The organism is Paraflavitalea pollutisoli (assembly GCF_029360705.1).
Classification (GTDB): Bacteria; Bacteroidota; Bacteroidia; order Chitinophagales; family Chitinophagaceae; genus Paraflavitalea; species Paraflavitalea pollutisoli.
On sequence record NZ_JARKMX010000004.1, the window covers coordinates 243,006 to 257,635 of the forward strand.

Here is a 14,630-nt window from a genome sequence, read left to right on the forward strand (position 1 = left end):
TGAAGGAATAGGCTGGTATTAGAGATTGATATTTGCGCCGAAAGAATAGTAGCGCAGTGGAGGATATCCGTTAACGCCATTGGCCAGCAATTCAGGATCGTACTTGATATACGATTTGTTGTAAATGAAGCCGAGGTTGTCGCCGCTGGCATAGATATTCACTCTCTTCAATTTCAGTCGTTCGATCCATCTCGCAGGCAGATCGTATCCTATGGTCAGGTTCCTGACGCGCAGGTTGGCCAGGTTGAGCGAATACTTGTTGGTTGGTGTTGCATAGGCAGTATTGAAGGCAGGGAAGAAAGCGTTCGGTGTGCTGGGACTCCAGTAACCTAGTTTCGTGCTTTCTTCAAATGCCGGCGTGTAGAAATAGGCCAGGTCGGCACCAGCGCGGGTACCGAATACCCACTCACTACCATTGTACACGGTCCATTGCATCACGCCATCCAGCACGGCCGATACGGTAATACCATTCCAGGAAACGCTTGGCAGGATCGAATACGATTTGCGGGGATAGTTGAAGCCGTTGGTGATGACATCGCCTCTGCTGTACCAGTAACCACCATTGCCGGAATTGATATACCCATCACCATTGAGATCCTTGTATGTGATGTATCCGGGATAGTTGTAAGTGCCCGAAAGCGTTTTGCCATTCAGGTCGTTTTTGTTCTGCACGATGCCTGCAAAATCATAGACATAATTTTGTCCAAACAATTCACCCCGCGTCCAGGTGCCGGTAGTGCCGGTTTTGTTTTCGGCATACTGCGTTACGTAACCGATATAGTCGCTCATATTGAACCTGATCTCATAGGTCAATGGTTTTTTGCCCACTTTGATATGGTCGTTCCAGCCTACACTCAATTCCCAGCCCCGTGTTTCAGAGACCGAATTGTTCAGGGATGGTGCGGAGGTTCCGAGTGTTGCCGGCAATGGGTTGGGCGGACCAACCTGGTCTTTAACGGTACGCTGATACCACTCGTAGGTCAGCGTGAAGCGGCGGTTGAGGGCCGTGAGATCGAAGCCGAGGTTGATGACCGTTGGCTTGGCCCAGGTAAGGGTAGAACTGACCAGCCCCGGTGCTGTGGCGATATTGGAGTAGTTGCCCCCTAGTAAGGTGTTTTGACTTACGCCGAAGGCCAGGGTAGGCAGGTAGCTGTATACGCTGCCGCTGGAGGCTACGTCGCCGGAAGTAGACCAGGAAGCACGGGGTTTGAGCTCGGTGATCCAGTCCTTCAACGGCCAGAAGTTTTCCCTGGCGGCATTCCAGGCCACCGATACGGACGGGAAGGAGCCCCAGCGGGAGTCGGGCGAGAAGCGGGAGCTGGCATCGCGGCGACCTGCAAATTTGATCATATACTTTTCGGCGTAGTCGTAGGCCAGTACGCCGTAGTATCCCAGTACCGCCCACTCGTAGAGGTTGTCGTTGGTGAGCTGGTTGTTGGCAGCGCCGTTCAGGGCCTGTATAATGTCTTGTGAGAACAGGTCGGTACGGCTGCCGGTGAGTGATTTGTATTGGTATTCCTCGGCCTGCATGCCTGCCTGTGCCAGCAGGTTGTGCTTGCCGAAAGAACGCTGGTATTGGGCGCTGAAACGTGTCAGACCATAGCGTGAACCTACATCATTCTTACTGATGCCGCTTACGTTGGCCGACCGGTTGTTCTGTATCTTGGTGCCATTGGGCAATTCGGTATAAGCGATCTTGTCCACGCGTTGATAGTCAGCATCGCTGATACGCCAGGTATAATCTGCCCGCAGTTCGAGGTGCTTGAGTGGCCTGATGGTGGCGCCACCGGTTAGTACGATGTCATTGCGCTCATTGGTGTTAAGGCCACCTTCACCGAGGATACTGGATGCGCCCAGGATCCAGGAGTATGCATTGCCCGAGGGTACCCGCAATGGCGTTGCGAAGTATTGCATCATCGTCCCGAAGATGCTGGCATAATCGGAGATTGGGCCGCTCTGTGCATCGGACCCGGAAGCAGCCCGGTAGTTGGTGCCCTGGTTCTGCTGCCTTACATAGCTCAGGTCGGTTCTCAGCTCCAGCCAGTCATTGGCTTTGTAGGTGAGCCTCGTGTTCAGGTTGAAGCGCTTGTTGTAGTTGAAGTCGCCTTTCAACAGGCCATTGGTGTTGTTGTAGCCAAAGCTGGAAAAATATTGCAGCTTATCATTGCCACCGCTGAAGCCAAGGTTGTGTTGCTGGCTGACGGTTGAATTGTTGAAATAGGAGTCGTAAAGCTTATTGGTAGCGAAGGATTGTTCACGTGTCCAGTTCTTAAAACTCGCATCGGTGGTGGGGAACTGGCCATTTTCGATATACGATTGGGCTTTGTCTCCAAACTGTGCGCGCAGGTCATCGAATACGGGGTTGTTCCAGTCTTTTGCCAACCACGCTTCCATTCTTTTGATGGTGACAGCATCTACGCCATCTGTGCCGGTGCCGTTGGGCTGGCCATTGCGCTGGGCAATATTGATCCAACGCGCCCAATCCGGTGAATTGGGTTGGGTCGGGAATAAAACCATCTTGCCAATCTTTACATTGGTGGAATAGGTTACAGCCATTTTGCCCGATTTGCCACTCTTGGTTGTGATTAGCAGGATGCCATAAGGAGCGCGCGAGCCATAGATGGCGGTAGCGGCACCATCTTTCAGCAGCGAAATGCTTTCCACATCATTCGGGTTCACATCGGCTAAAGGGCGCTCGACGCCATCTATCAATATCAGTGGAGAACCCGTTGAATTCAGCGAGGTAAAACCGCGGATGTTAATGGAGGGACTGCTCTCGGGCGCTCCGCTTGGTACTCGGATATTGAGGCCGGGCGCCAGTCCGACCAGTCCGTCCGCCACGGTACGTGTAGGACGGTTGGCTATCTTTTCGACCGGTACAGCGTACACGGCGTCTGTGAGACTGGTCTTCTTCACTTTACCATAAGCGGTTACCACTACTTCGCCCATCTCGGTGTTGTTGGCCTCCAGCTGAATGGTGAAACTGGTACGGTTACCTACTTTCACTTCTTGGGGAATGTAACCCGCGTAAGAGAACACGAGCACGGCATCCGGACCGGTCACCGTCAATGTAAAGGAGCCGCTTGTGTTGGTTACGGTTCCGTTGGTCTTTCCTTTTTCCATCACGGATACACCGGTCAGCGGCTCTCCGCTTCGGGCGGTGACCGTACCTGCCACCGGCAGCTGCCGGCGGATAAGGTCAGTGGCTTGTGTGCGCAGGAAAAATACAGTCATCATAAGCAGCAATGCACAGCGTACAATGGAGGGCGGGGGGCTTGCATGCCTTTTACCCTGAAGCTTCGTAGGCATTTTTTTATTTGATTGGTTAAGAATACTGAGTTGCGCCGCGGTACGACATGGGTTATCCGTTCGGTCCAAAACCGTTCGTGCGCGGGTGCACGCTGCAGTGGTTACCAGCGTGGCTGGCCGTTCACTGCTTTTTCATGCAATAAGGTTTGTGCTATTTGCCGGGCCGGTACGTCCGGCGGCCGGTCTGTTTTCCGGTGGTCCTGAACCCTTTCTTTCTGCCTACTCGTTGCTCCGATCACGCAGGTGGGCTAACCCTGTTACCTGTTTTCCGACAGTGAATATAGGTTATTTTATATTTCCTGGTGCGAAAATAGTTTTCTTAATAGTAAATTAAGTTGTTGGGAGTTTACGTAATTATTAAGATTAAGGCAGGAGGGGTGTTGGTTGGTAAGGGAAGCTGCCTCAAAGGAGGTGATCCTGCCGGAAAACAAACAGCCGGATCCCGTTACTGTGGGTCCGGCTGTTTTATCTGTAAGTCGTTTCCTTATTTACGAAGGCGCTTCCTGGCTGATAGCTTATAGAACCGGATAAACGGCACGATATCCTTTCCCAATTGTAGCGGCTTTTGTTCATTGAAGCCGAGTTGCTCCGGCGATTGGCCCACCCATTCCGATTGTTTGGCCAACAGGGTGATGGTCATTTTTTTAGGATCGATGGTCAGAGTAGTGAACAGAGCCTCTTTATAGGGACAGGTGCGGGAGATCCAGGGATAGGCTTTGTGGATGTCGGGGGCATAACTGTCGTGGATGAAATTTTGCCCCACCCAGAAATAAGAGGCGGAATTGATGGTGAGATAGGGGACATCGTCCACATACTGCAATTGATCTACATGCGTATGGCCATTGATGGCCAGCACCACCCGGTGGCGTGCGGCGGTCAGCAATTGTTGAATGGCTGCAGCGTTGTCTACGGCCAGGTAGCCCACCAGTGGCTGGTGCGACACTACGATAATGGGTTCCGTGCCTTCCGATAGTTGCTGTTGCAGCCAGGTGGTTTGTGCCGGACCGATATAAGCTGGATAACCTCCTTTGTGGGCGGGAGAACCTTTCTCATTACCATTCAGGATGATAAAGCGAAACCCGTTAACGACCTGCGTATAATAAGGTGCGGACATACCCCATACGCTTACGCATTGTGCATGCGTAAAGCCACTGTCGGTATCGTGGTTGCCGATCACGTGCAGTCGCGTGGGGTGCGCCTGGTTGAACAGGTCGATGACGGGTTGGTTCTTAACAGTGGGGTAGGCAAAATCTCCCAACTGCATGATGGCGTCGGGGTTGGTCGTTTGCATGGCACCGACAAAGGCCTTCATCCGTTCCAGGCCATCGTGCATGACGTCCTGGTGAAGATCGGTGATGAGGCCAACCGACAGCCGTGGCTGCCGGCCTACCAGGGCTTGCGCCAATGCGGGCACTGCCAGGGAAAAGCCTGCTGCGGCAGCCTGGCGGATAAAACTTCTTCTATGCAGGTTGGAAGGGAGTTGCTGGTTCATCTGGGTGCTTACTGGTGATGGAAAGTCGTGTATTAGAAGCGATTAGGAAAGATAATGTTATTTCCTGTGTGGAAAGTTAATTTCCCATTAAGTCATAATTAGAATCTCTTGTAGGTTACTCGAAAAAGTCCAGTTCTGCGATGGCGACCTGCCGGCTATTACCCTCCAGTCCGGTGACGCGGATGCGTACATAACGCGCCGGGCGTTTTTGGGTGAAGGGGTAATACCGGGTAGTGGGATCATTGACGAGGTTGCCAAACACAAAATTGCCCGCTTCTTGCCAATGCTGTCCGTCGGTGCTGGTTTGCACGGTACCACTGCTCATCAGTCCGGCGCCGGAACGGGCAGGGGGCGTATAGGCAAATGCCGATAACTTGTATTCGCTGCCCAGGTCGATGGTGACGGAAGCATCCCCGTCGGCAGCCTGCCACCAGGTGTTGGGGTTGTCGTCGATCGCTGCCTGGCTTTTATGGGTAGCCGACTCGCTGCTCGTAGTGATGGTCCAGTTGGTTTTGAGCATACCCAGCTTTTGCGTGGCCAGCGGGCCGCGTTGTCCTTTCGTGAGCGCGACGGCCTTGATGTTGGCTTGTGCCGCCTGGAAGGGCTCGGTATAGCGCAACGCCTGTGCGCCCGGTTCCGATCCATCCAGCGTATACCGGATGTCCAGCTCGCTTTGCAGGTTCTTCGCTGCATTTTCACCGTGCGGTTTCCAGCCAAATGATTCGTTGAAGGGGACAATGCTGACCATGCCCTTGCTGTCGCGGGTGATCTGCAGCCGCGGTGGTCGGGCCTTGTAATAATGAGCGGTGATATTGCTGATGACCGGTGTATCCCTGTACTGTGTAAAGCGGATGCGGAATTTGGGGGAAGTGACGGTTGCAAACCGTAAGATCCTTTTATAGCCGATATTGGTGGCTGTGGCGATGGGTTGCCATTGATCATTTAACCAGGCATCGACCGTATGCGCTTCCACCCGTTCGCCATGGGTGTCGATGGCTTCCTGTAATACCAGCCGGTTGATAGTGACAGGCCGGGAATGGGTGATGATGATTTCCGGGTTGGCAGGGTTAAGTGTTGTAAAAGTGGTTGGTTGCCCGTCCAGCACCGCTGCTGGTCCGCGGGCACCTTTGAATAGGTTTACCTCATAGGTGGCGCGTATGCGCCTGCCTGTTTCCTCCAGGCAGGCTACGTCGGCCGGGGAGAACTTCCCGTCGCGGTTGGGTGGTATATTAAGCAGGAAGGTGGAGTTGCCGCCCACCGACCTTTCATAAATATCGAATACATCGTCGGCGCTGCGCACCTGCTGCGCTGTTTCGTCGCGGTAAAACCATCCTTCGCGAATGGACGTATTGGTCTCCGCTTGTTGATAATGCAGATAATTTGCCGTATACAGTTTGTCACGGCTGCCCAGGTCATCGGCCGTGAGGTCGCCAAAACTGGCCAGCGTATCGGGGTTGGCTGCATAAGGCATCACGTTGTATTCGGTAGGCCTTGTACGGCCGGCTTCATTGCCGCACCATCGTATGTCTTCCTTTCCAAAGATCACGGCCTGTGGCGCGAGTGTATGGATCAGTTTTCTCCAGGCCTGGTAATTATATTGTTGCCCGCCCTTGGTTTTGGGATGGGCACCGTCGAACCATACTTCGTGCACAGGCCCGTATTCTGTAAGCAGTTCGAAGAGCTGGTTCATGAAATATTCATTGTAGTCGTCCACGCTGGCCTGGAAGGTGGTCTTGTTGGCAAAAGGCCGACCGGGGACTGGCCGTGGGATGGTGCGTGTGGTGTAGGGGCTCAGGTTGCCATAGAGTCCGTTGGGCGATTCGATCTGGTACAGGTCGGCTGGTGACAGGTAGATGCCCACTTTCAAGCCAACCTTTGCACAGGAGTTGGTGAGCGCCCGCAATACATCCCCTTTGCCTTGCTGAAAACCGCTGGCCATGATGCCGTGTTGCGTATAGCGGCTTTGCCACAACACAAAACCATCGTGGTGTTTTACCGTCAGGATCACCATCTTCATGCCCGATGCTTTCATGGCCCGGCACCATTGATCGGTGTCGAGTTCCTTCAGGTCGAAGATGCGGGGATCTTCCTGGCCGTTGCCCCATTCCATACGGGTAAAAGTATTGGGCCCGAAATGGATAAAAGCGATAAACTCATTCCGCAGGGCTGCATATTGATTCGCCGTAGGTACAACGTGCGCTGCCTTGCGCACAATGTCTTCCTTCGTATCGGTAGCCTGTACAGCGATGGTATTGCGGTAGGCGGTGCCCTTATTGTTGGTTTGTGCCTGGGCCATGCCGGCTGTTAGAAGACCGGGCAGCAACATCGTTAGCAGTTGTTTCATATAATGGTGATTGGCGGCGCACCGGTCAATGCTGGTGCGCTATATAAGTATTGTCGATCGTTCCGTCTTCGTACAGGTTCAGGATGGCATAGCCTGGCGGTGTTTCCTGCAGGTAATAAGGACCGGCAGATTTTTCATCACCCTTGTCCCACCAATAACCGCTCATGGCCCCGTTGCACAGGTAGTGCACACCGTTGTACACACAGTTGTCGAGCAGGTGCTGGTGGCCACTGAGGCATACTTTTACTTTCTTACCGTGCTGGTAAAAAAGTTGTTTGAGCTCTTTATAATCCTTGTGCTGGCCGCCTCCCACAAAACTGCCGGTTACAGATAGGATGGGGTAGTGCGACATCAGGAGTACATGGTGATCGGCCGGCACTTTGTCCAGCTCAGCTTTCAGCCAGTTCATTTGTTCGGCATCGAGCGACACGCCGGGATTGTTGCCATCCAGCACGAGGAAGTGCCAGTTCTTTTTGGTGAAACTGTAGTATCGGTGTGGCATGCCGGTACGTTTTACTACATACGGGATGCCGTACATGGCATCTTCTTTATTGGGCGCCGCCCACCAGGGATCATGGTTGCCGATGCAGGTGTACATTTCATGATCACGCACCAGTGCCATGCATTCATCCCAGCTCTTCCATTGTTCCAGTACCCTTTCGCGCGTGATGTTGTTGTAGTCGGCCGCGTGGATAGAGTCGCCGGTATTGAGGAAGAAATCCACTTTATGCGTCAGTACTTCCTGCAGGCATTTCTTGAAGCGATCGGGCACGTTGGCTTCGGGGCGTATGTGTACATCGGTAATATGCGCAATGCGCAATGCCGGTTTCTTGCGCGCCATTGTTGCGTCGCTGCTATTGGCCTGCGCTGCGCCGGCAATGGCCAGCAGGGGCAGGCTGCCCAGGAATTTTCTTCTTTTCATGCTGTTGGTTTGTACCGTCAGTAAGGTAACTTAATCGAGTCGGATGCCCACGCGCAACGGTTTGCGCGAAACGGCATACTGGAATGCTTCGTTGATCTCTTCGAGCGGAAATTCTTTTTCCACGACTGCGGCAAAGGGATACTTCTCCCAGTTGCGCCGCAGGAAGTCGAATGCATTCTTGAAGTCGGTAAAATTGTAGTTGTGGATGCCTTTGATGGTGATCAGTTTTCGGATCACCTGTTCGGGATCTATCTGCAAGGGCCTGGTGTTGAATACCGCCCCGACCAGTACGGCGCAGCCGCCAATGCCCAGGCTTTCTATCCCAAATTCCATCGCATCGGGCGATCCGCTCATGTCGAAAACCACGTCGATGCCTTTACCGTTCGTGCGTTGTTGCAGCGCCTGCCGGGTTTGTGGCGTGTGCCCGTTCATGTTGAATACTTCATCGGCCCCGAAGCTCAGGGCTTCTTCCAGTCTTTTATCGGCGATATCTGCCGCAGCGATCCATTCCGCGCCTGCTTCGCGGCACATGGCCGCGCAGGTAATGCCCAGGTGTCCCATGCCCGTGATCAGTACGGTCTTGTCTTTCAGGTCGCCGGCCATGCGGAGGGCGCCGGCAACTGTCGAGATCGAGCAGTTGAGGGTAGCCGCAATAGGCAGCGGCAATGATTCGGGCAGCCGGATGATGCCGGTGTTGGCTTTCAGGATGCAGTACTCGGCCAGGCCGCCATGGAAAACTTCGTTGCCTTCCGCGCGCACATGTCCGTATTTATACAGGTCTTCTCCTTTCTGTGGTATGCCGCGCAGTGAATTGGGCGATTGGGGATTGCTGCTGAATACCGTCCAGGTAATGCGGTCGCCCGTTCCAATCTCCTTGCCGCGCAGGTCAAAGCCGGGATGGTTGGGATGCATGGCTACGATGCGGCCAACGATCTCATGGCCCAGCACAGTAGGGCAGGGCTCGTTGCGCAGACCGCAATACGTATGCAGGTCGCTGCCGCAGAGTGTCGTGTATTCATTCTTGACCAGTACTTCACCGGGCAGCAGGTCCCGGATACCGAATTGCTTGATCTCAAGCGGTGCGCCCGGTCCGTGAAAAAGTGCCAATTTTCCTTTGTCTGACTGTGTGTCTCCCATGCTATGGTGTGGGTTTGTTGGGTGATTGCTATTTGATCGCTTGTCGTAATAGTTGATTCATGGCTTCGGCGTACGCGTACATGCCCCGGTCGTTGGGGTGGGTGCCATCGACGGTGCCATCGGCATCGAGCCGGATCTTTGCTGCCCGCAGCAGATGAAGATGCCGTACCCCCTGCTTGCGCAAGGATCGGAAGGCGCGGTCGAGCAGGTAGTTGACACGCTGGTACCGCCGGTTCTGCAGGGTATCGAGTGTGAAGGCGGCCGAGCCGCCGGCATGCTCTACGAGTACGATGGGCGTTTGTGGATGGCTGTTGCGTAGTGTCTTTACGGCCGTGTCGATCCTGCGGAGCAATTCCTCATCGGGGTACAGTTGCTCGTCGTACAGGTTGGGCAGGCAGTCGAGCACATAGGCGGCAGCCGGTACTTCATGCATGAGCTGCAACAGGGCCGGTTCCAGGCGCCCATTACCCGAAAAACCCAGGTTGATCAGTGGCCGGTCGAGCAGTCTGCCCAGTATATTTGTCCACGCCAGTCCTGCCCGGCTCGCGCAAGCGCCCTGTAATATCGAGGTGCCGTAGAGTACTACCGGGGCTTCCATGGCCGGATGCAGCACTTCAAAGTTGTTGGTGGTGGCTACGCCGATGCTGAGCCATTGCGGGGCATTGTATAGTGGCAGGTACAGACGGTAAATGGCCTGCGGGGTCGCTGCCAGTTGCTGAAAGCGGTATACGACAGTGTCTGCAAAGCTGTATTTGCCTTTGGCCCAGCGCCAGGGGCCGTTAGCTTCCTGCGCATAAAGGTCTACACCAGCTATACCGGTCAGGGGCATGTGTTCAAAGCGGGTATTGCCTGCCAGTGTATAGCGTACCGTGATCTCTGTGGCATCGGTCCGGAATTCGAGGTAAAGACCGGCGCTGTTCTGGCTCAGCCTCCATACTTCCCGCCGCACCCGGGGATTGGCGCTGACGGGCAAACGTCCATAATGACCATTCCCGCCGGCCGCAGGCAGGCGTCCGCCTATAACGGCGGCCGGGTCGCGTAAGGGCTGCCACCACTGTAGGCTATCGACGCGTTGGGCGCTGCTGTACAGGGCCATCAGTACATACAGGCAACTCAGGCTATATGATCTCATACAATGATTTATTTCAGGGCATCGGTTACGGGCCGGCCGATCCAAACTTGCGGTGGCGTAAGGCCGAGCAGTTTGGCCAGGGTTGCGGCTGTGTCGAAGGTCATGATGCTGGCGGTTACTTCGTGGTTGGTTTTGATTCGAGGACCTTTGATGATCCAGGGTATCTGCATCTCATTCATCGAAATAGAGCCGTGTCCTTTGTTAACGCCGCCATGATCGGCGGAAAACAATACCACGGTATTCTTTTCCATGCCGGCATCGGTGATCGCCTGCAGGATCTCGCCGATATGGGTATCGGTGCGCTCGATCGCGGCATAATATTCCGGCGTATGGTGGCCCACATTATGTCCTACGCTGTCTACATCGTGCAGGTGCACGAACAGAAAGGTTGGTTGGCTGGTCTTTATATAATCAACGGCTGCTTTGGTGACGGCGATGTCGCCATTCGCGTTCAGGTCCTTGTTGACGGCTGCCTTGGGAAACAGGTAGCCGATGCCATCCCACTCGTAAATGACACCGATCTCGCTGTTGGGTTTGGCTTTCCGCAGCAGTGCGTACAAAGTGGGGAACATGCCATACTCGTCGAGTACACGGGCGGGCATATCTGGTTTCTTGCTGCCCCAGGTGGTATAGCCATGCAGTTCGGGGCCTGCTCCCATCACCATCGAGGCCCAGTTGGCGGCGCTGGACGAAGGCAGTACCGTGCGGGTTTGCAGCGACCAGGAGCCCTGCTCCATCATTTTCCGCAAATTGGGCACTTTGGTATTGTTAAAGGCATAGGCGCCAAAGCCGTCGCTGCCGATCAGGATGACATGTTTTACCGGTTGGGCCTGGGCTCGAGCAGCTAGCATCGACAGCAGTATCAATAGCCTTGTCAACTTCATGAATGTGCTTTTAGCAGGTGAATGAAAGTTGCTAAGCTACTAATATTTCTTTATTGGAAAGTTAATTTCTTACACAGAAACTATTTGCCCTGGTCGGTAAACAGGTACAAGACCAACAGGCGGACCGTCGCGTTGGAATTGTTGACGGGTACGTGGGCGATGTTGCCGTCGAAAAAGAGGGCGTCGCCTGCGGTCATGTGGAAGGTTTTATCTTCCAGCTGGTACAGCAGGTTGCCGTCGATTACATAAATGAACTCGTAGGCGGAGGTGGTGACGAGCGAGCGTTGCGAGCCGGGCTGCAGCGTAAGCAGAGAGATCTGGAAAGCTCCGCCTTCAAAATTGTATTCCAGGATGGACTGGTATTGGTAGCCTACAGCGCCTTCCTCCTTTTCGTAGCTGGTAAAGCCATCCTTGGGCAAGAAGAAATAGCCGGGGAAATCATTCTCGGTACTGAGCTGGGCAAAGAATACATCGGGTTTGATGCCCAGTTTCTGGATAATGGTGAACAGGGTGGGGATCGTGGGCACCATGCGGCCATTCTCTATCTTAGACAGCATGGCGGATTTGATACCGGTAAGGGTCGAAAGGTCCAGTAATTTGAGGTCTTTTTCTTTCCGGTACTTCCGTACGAGGCCACCGATCTTATAATATTCCAACTGACCCTGGTTGGCTGACTCCTGTTTCATGCTGTAATTTAATAATTACTTAAAGAATAGATCTTTAATATTTACTAAAAAGAAAAATAATTTCGCCATCGGAAATATTAAACTACTATTTTTATACCTTGTTCCGGCGAATGGAAACTGCATTTGCGGCGGCAAGATACCTGAAAAATGATGAGCACACAAAATGGCAACGGCGCCGGTAAAGCCGGCGGCAAGTTTGGTCAACAGCAATGGAAGATGTTGTTGCTCACCATGTTTTGTTATCTCTTCTTTTATACGGGGCGTCACAATTTTGGCTGGGCGGCCAAGCACCTCGCTGCTACCTTGCATATCTCTTATGAAAAGATCGGGTGGGTGAGTTTCGCCATGCTGATCGGGTATGCCGCCGGGCAATTGATCAACGGCAACCTGGCGGATCGTTTCAGTCCCAAACACATGATCGCGGCCGGTGGCCTGCTGTCGGTAGTGGCGAATGTATTGATCAGTTTTTCCAGTTCCTTTACGGTGATCCTGGTGTTGTGGACCCTGAATGGTTATTTCCAGTCCATGGCCTGGGCATCGGGCAGCCGCATCATTTCCAACTGGTGGCAGGATAAGCGCCGGGGCATGGCTTTTGGCATGTACACGATGGCGGCGGGCTGTTCTTCTGTGATCACCTACCTGTTCTCCATCCTGCTGGTGCATGAAAGCTGGCGTAATGTTTTTCGTATACCGGTATTGTTTCTTGCGGTGGCGGTCGTCATCTTCTTCCTGTTCGTACGTAACGCACCGGAAGATACGGATGCAGGAGCGGTGGCCACGGAACGTCCGAACTGGCTGGAAGCTTATAAGGCTGTGTTTTCCAATAAACGTTTTTTGATCGTATGCCTGGCGCTGGGCTTTCAAAGCATGGCACGGTATGCCCTTATTTTTTGGGTGCCGCTGTACTTTATGAGCAAGGAGGTGCAGCGCGGTATGGGTGATGTCTGGATCTCGCTGTTGCTGCCGATCGGTATGGCCACCGGTGCTTTATCCTTTGGTTTTATTTCGGATAGATTATTCAATGCCAACCGGGTGAAGTCAATAGCGCTGGGCATGAGCTTGTGTTGCGTGGTATCCCTGCTGTTGTACTGGCTCCCGGTGCACAGTGGATGGTTGGTGGGCGTTTTCGTGTTCTGTGCCGGTTTTTTTTCTTACGGACCGCAAGCCAACTTCTGGCCACTGTCGCCCGAATTGCTGGGGCATGCGTATGTAGGTACGGGTATCGGCATCATGAATATGTGCGCTTACCTGTTTGCTGCGATCGGTGAGCCGCTGATGGGACACCTGATCGACCGTACCGGCAGCAAATCGGTCATCTTCCTCACCGTAGCCTTCATCGCGCTGTTGAGTGCCATCAGTATCCTGTTGACGACCCTCGTTAAGAAGCATACCGGGGGAAAGGTTGTTACACTCCATTCACTATCATCTATAAAAAGTTCTGTATGATCCAATTGGCTGTTTTTGATATGGCGGGTACCACCGTCAATGAAGATAACCTGGTGTATAAAACATTGCGTGAGGCCATCAATGAGGCCGGGTACCAGTTTACACTCGACCAGGTACTGGCAGCTGGAGCAGGCCAGGAGAAACTGCAGGCCATTAAAAGTGTACTGGCGCTGGAGGGGGTGCAGGACGATGCACTGGCGGCTTCCATCTTTCAAAAATTCCTCGTCATGCTCGATGTTGCATACTCCACACAACCGATCACCGAGCAGGTAAATGCCACCGTGCTATTTCATAAACTGCGCGAGCAGGGCATCAAGGTCGTGATGAATACCGGCTATAACCGCCCAACTGCTGAAGCACTGATCCAAAAGATCGGTTGGAGGCAGGGGGTGGATTTTGACGGACTGGTAACGGCATCCGATGTGGCGCAGAACAGGCCGCAGCCAGACATGATCCTGCGCGCGATGCAGCAACAGGGCATTGCTGATGGCAAAAGTGTATTGAAAGTGGGTGATTCCATCATCGACATTGAAGAGGGGCGTAATGCGGGTTGCCGGTACAGCATAGGCATTACCACCGGCGCACATACCTATGATCAATTACACAGCGCGGGTCCCGATTTTATCATCGACAACCTGATCGAATTGTTGCCGATCGTGCGGGGTGAATTGTAGTAGGGCCACTTTTAGCTGAAGCGGAATAGCACCTGCCGGCGGTAGTTTTGGTAACGAGAACTCATTCGGTGATCACCGGGATTGATTTGTAGGGTAGTGTTTCGTTTATATACTTTTATTTCGACCCTTTTCGCTGTATATCCGCCGCCAGTTGTATGGCCTTGTGAATGCGCAGATAAGTGCCGCAGCGACAGATATTGCCTTCCATGGCACTGTTGATGTCTTTGTCTGTCGGGTTCTTGTTCTCGCGAAGCAATACGGCCGCCGACATGATCTGGCCGGCCTGACAGTAGCCGCATTGCGATACATCCAGTTCGAGCCAGGCTTGCTGCAGCGGATGATCGTTGTTGTCCGACAATCCTTCGATGGTCACTACTTCTTTGCCTGCGGCCCTGCTCACCCTCGTGACACACGAACGCACCGCTTCTCCGTTGAGGTGTACTACACAGGCGCCACACTGAGCCATGCCGCAACCGTATTTGGTGCCTACCAGACCGATCACATCCCGGAGTGCCCATAATAAGGGCGTTTCGGGGTCTATATCGAGGTTGTATACTTTTTTATTGATCGTTAACTTGAGCATGGTAGATAGTTGATGGGTTCG

General features: G+C 53.5%; 11 protein-coding genes. 2 read left to right on the forward strand and 9 right to left on the reverse strand.

All coding sequences use genetic code 11. From position 1 onward, the window contains the following. Positions 1–18: 18 nt before the first annotated feature. The 8 genes from P2W70_RS10800 to P2W70_RS10835 all read right to left on the reverse strand — a co-directional run bounded on the left by P2W70_RS10800 (position 19) and on the right by P2W70_RS10835 (position 11,906). On the reverse strand, positions 19–3,237 hold the full coding sequence (locus P2W70_RS10800; RefSeq protein ID WP_276481466.1) for a SusC/RagA family TonB-linked outer membrane protein: 3,219 nt from the start codon (positions 3,235–3,237) through the stop codon (positions 19–21). Positions 3,238–3,793: 556 nt separating this feature from the next. After that, the gene (locus tag P2W70_RS10805; RefSeq protein WP_276481467.1) at positions 3,794–4,801 is read right to left on the reverse strand and encodes a metallophosphoesterase family protein; all 1,008 of its coding nucleotides are present in this window, start codon (positions 4,799–4,801) and stop codon (positions 3,794–3,796) included. Between the two features lie 115 nt (positions 4,802–4,916). After that, positions 4,917–7,145: an alpha-L-fucosidase gene (locus P2W70_RS10810; RefSeq protein ID WP_276481468.1), complete on the reverse strand. Its 2,229-nt coding sequence runs from the start codon at positions 7,143–7,145 to the stop codon at positions 4,917–4,919. Positions 7,146–7,170: 25 nt separating this feature from the next. Then, the gene (locus tag P2W70_RS10815) at positions 7,171–8,067 is read right to left on the reverse strand and encodes a metallophosphoesterase family protein (protein WP_276481469.1); all 897 of its coding nucleotides are present in this window, start codon (positions 8,065–8,067) and stop codon (positions 7,171–7,173) included. 30 nt (positions 8,068–8,097) lie between these two features. Further along, positions 8,098–9,204 (reverse strand): zinc-binding dehydrogenase, encoded by a 1,107-nt coding sequence (locus P2W70_RS10820; RefSeq protein ID WP_276481470.1) that lies wholly within the window; start codon positions 9,202–9,204, stop codon positions 8,098–8,100. A gap of 28 nt (positions 9,205–9,232) precedes the next feature. Next, positions 9,233–10,336 carry an SGNH/GDSL hydrolase family protein gene (locus tag P2W70_RS10825; RefSeq protein WP_276481471.1) on the reverse strand — a complete coding sequence of 368 codons (1,104 nt, stop codon included), beginning with the start codon at positions 10,334–10,336 and terminating at the stop codon, positions 9,233–9,235. 8 nt (positions 10,337–10,344) lie between these two features. After that, positions 10,345–11,220 (reverse strand): alkaline phosphatase family protein, encoded by an 876-nt coding sequence (locus P2W70_RS10830; RefSeq protein WP_276481472.1) that lies wholly within the window; start codon positions 11,218–11,220, stop codon positions 10,345–10,347. 80 nt (positions 11,221–11,300) lie between these two features. Then, positions 11,301–11,906: a helix-turn-helix domain-containing protein gene (locus tag P2W70_RS10835; protein ID WP_276481473.1), complete on the reverse strand. Its 606-nt coding sequence runs from the start codon at positions 11,904–11,906 to the stop codon at positions 11,301–11,303. 147 nt (positions 11,907–12,053) lie between these two features. Between P2W70_RS10835 and P2W70_RS10840 the strand changes: the two genes are divergently transcribed. Together P2W70_RS10840 and P2W70_RS10845 are read left to right on the forward strand one after the other, a co-directional pair. Continuing rightward, complete coding sequence (locus P2W70_RS10840) at positions 12,054–13,352, forward strand: MFS transporter (protein ID WP_276481474.1); 1,299 nt, start codon at positions 12,054–12,056, stop codon at positions 13,350–13,352. Continuing rightward, positions 13,349–14,026, forward strand: a complete 678-nt coding sequence (locus tag P2W70_RS10845) for a phosphonatase-like hydrolase (RefSeq protein WP_276481475.1) — start codon at positions 13,349–13,351, stop codon at positions 14,024–14,026. The genes P2W70_RS10840 and P2W70_RS10845 overlap by 4 nt, the downstream gene beginning before the upstream one ends. A gap of 115 nt (positions 14,027–14,141) precedes the next feature. On the opposite strand, the gene P2W70_RS10850 is transcribed toward P2W70_RS10845, so the two are convergent. Further along, a complete protein-coding gene (locus P2W70_RS10850; protein WP_276481476.1) occupies positions 14,142–14,609 on the reverse strand; it encodes a (2Fe-2S)-binding protein in 468 nt (155 codons plus the stop codon). Between the last annotated feature and the right edge of the window lie 21 nt (positions 14,610–14,630).

Bases quoted from the DNA above. Each gene is read 5' to 3' on its own strand.
- P2W70_RS10805 (WP_276481467.1), bottom strand. From the start codon at position 4,801: ATGAACCAGCAACTCCCTTCCAACCTGCATAGAAGAAGTTTTATCCGC.
- P2W70_RS10830 (WP_276481472.1), bottom strand. From the start codon at position 11,220: ATGAAGTTGACAAGGCTATTGATACTGCTGTCGATGCTAGCTGCTCGA.
- P2W70_RS10835 (WP_276481473.1), bottom strand. From the start codon at position 11,906: ATGAAACAGGAGTCAGCCAACCAGGGTCAGTTGGAATATTATAAGATC.
- P2W70_RS10810 (WP_276481468.1), bottom strand. From the start codon at position 7,145: ATGAAACAACTGCTAACGATGTTGCTGCCCGGTCTTCTAACAGCCGGC.
- P2W70_RS10850 (WP_276481476.1), bottom strand. From the start codon at position 14,609: ATGCTCAAGTTAACGATCAATAAAAAAGTATACAACCTCGATATAGAC.
- P2W70_RS10845 (WP_276481475.1), top strand. From the start codon at position 13,349: ATGATCCAATTGGCTGTTTTTGATATGGCGGGTACCACCGTCAATGAA.
- P2W70_RS10815 (WP_276481469.1), bottom strand. From the start codon at position 8,067: ATGAAAAGAAGAAAATTCCTGGGCAGCCTGCCCCTGCTGGCCATTGCC.
- P2W70_RS10820 (WP_276481470.1), bottom strand. From the start codon at position 9,204: ATGGGAGACACACAGTCAGACAAAGGAAAATTGGCACTTTTTCACGGA.
- P2W70_RS10840 (WP_276481474.1), top strand. From the start codon at position 12,054: ATGATGAGCACACAAAATGGCAACGGCGCCGGTAAAGCCGGCGGCAAG.
- P2W70_RS10825 (WP_276481471.1), bottom strand. From the start codon at position 10,336: ATGAGATCATATAGCCTGAGTTGCCTGTATGTACTGATGGCCCTGTAC.
- P2W70_RS10800 (WP_276481466.1), bottom strand. From the start codon at position 3,237: ATGATGACTGTATTTTTCCTGCGCACACAAGCCACTGACCTTATCCGC.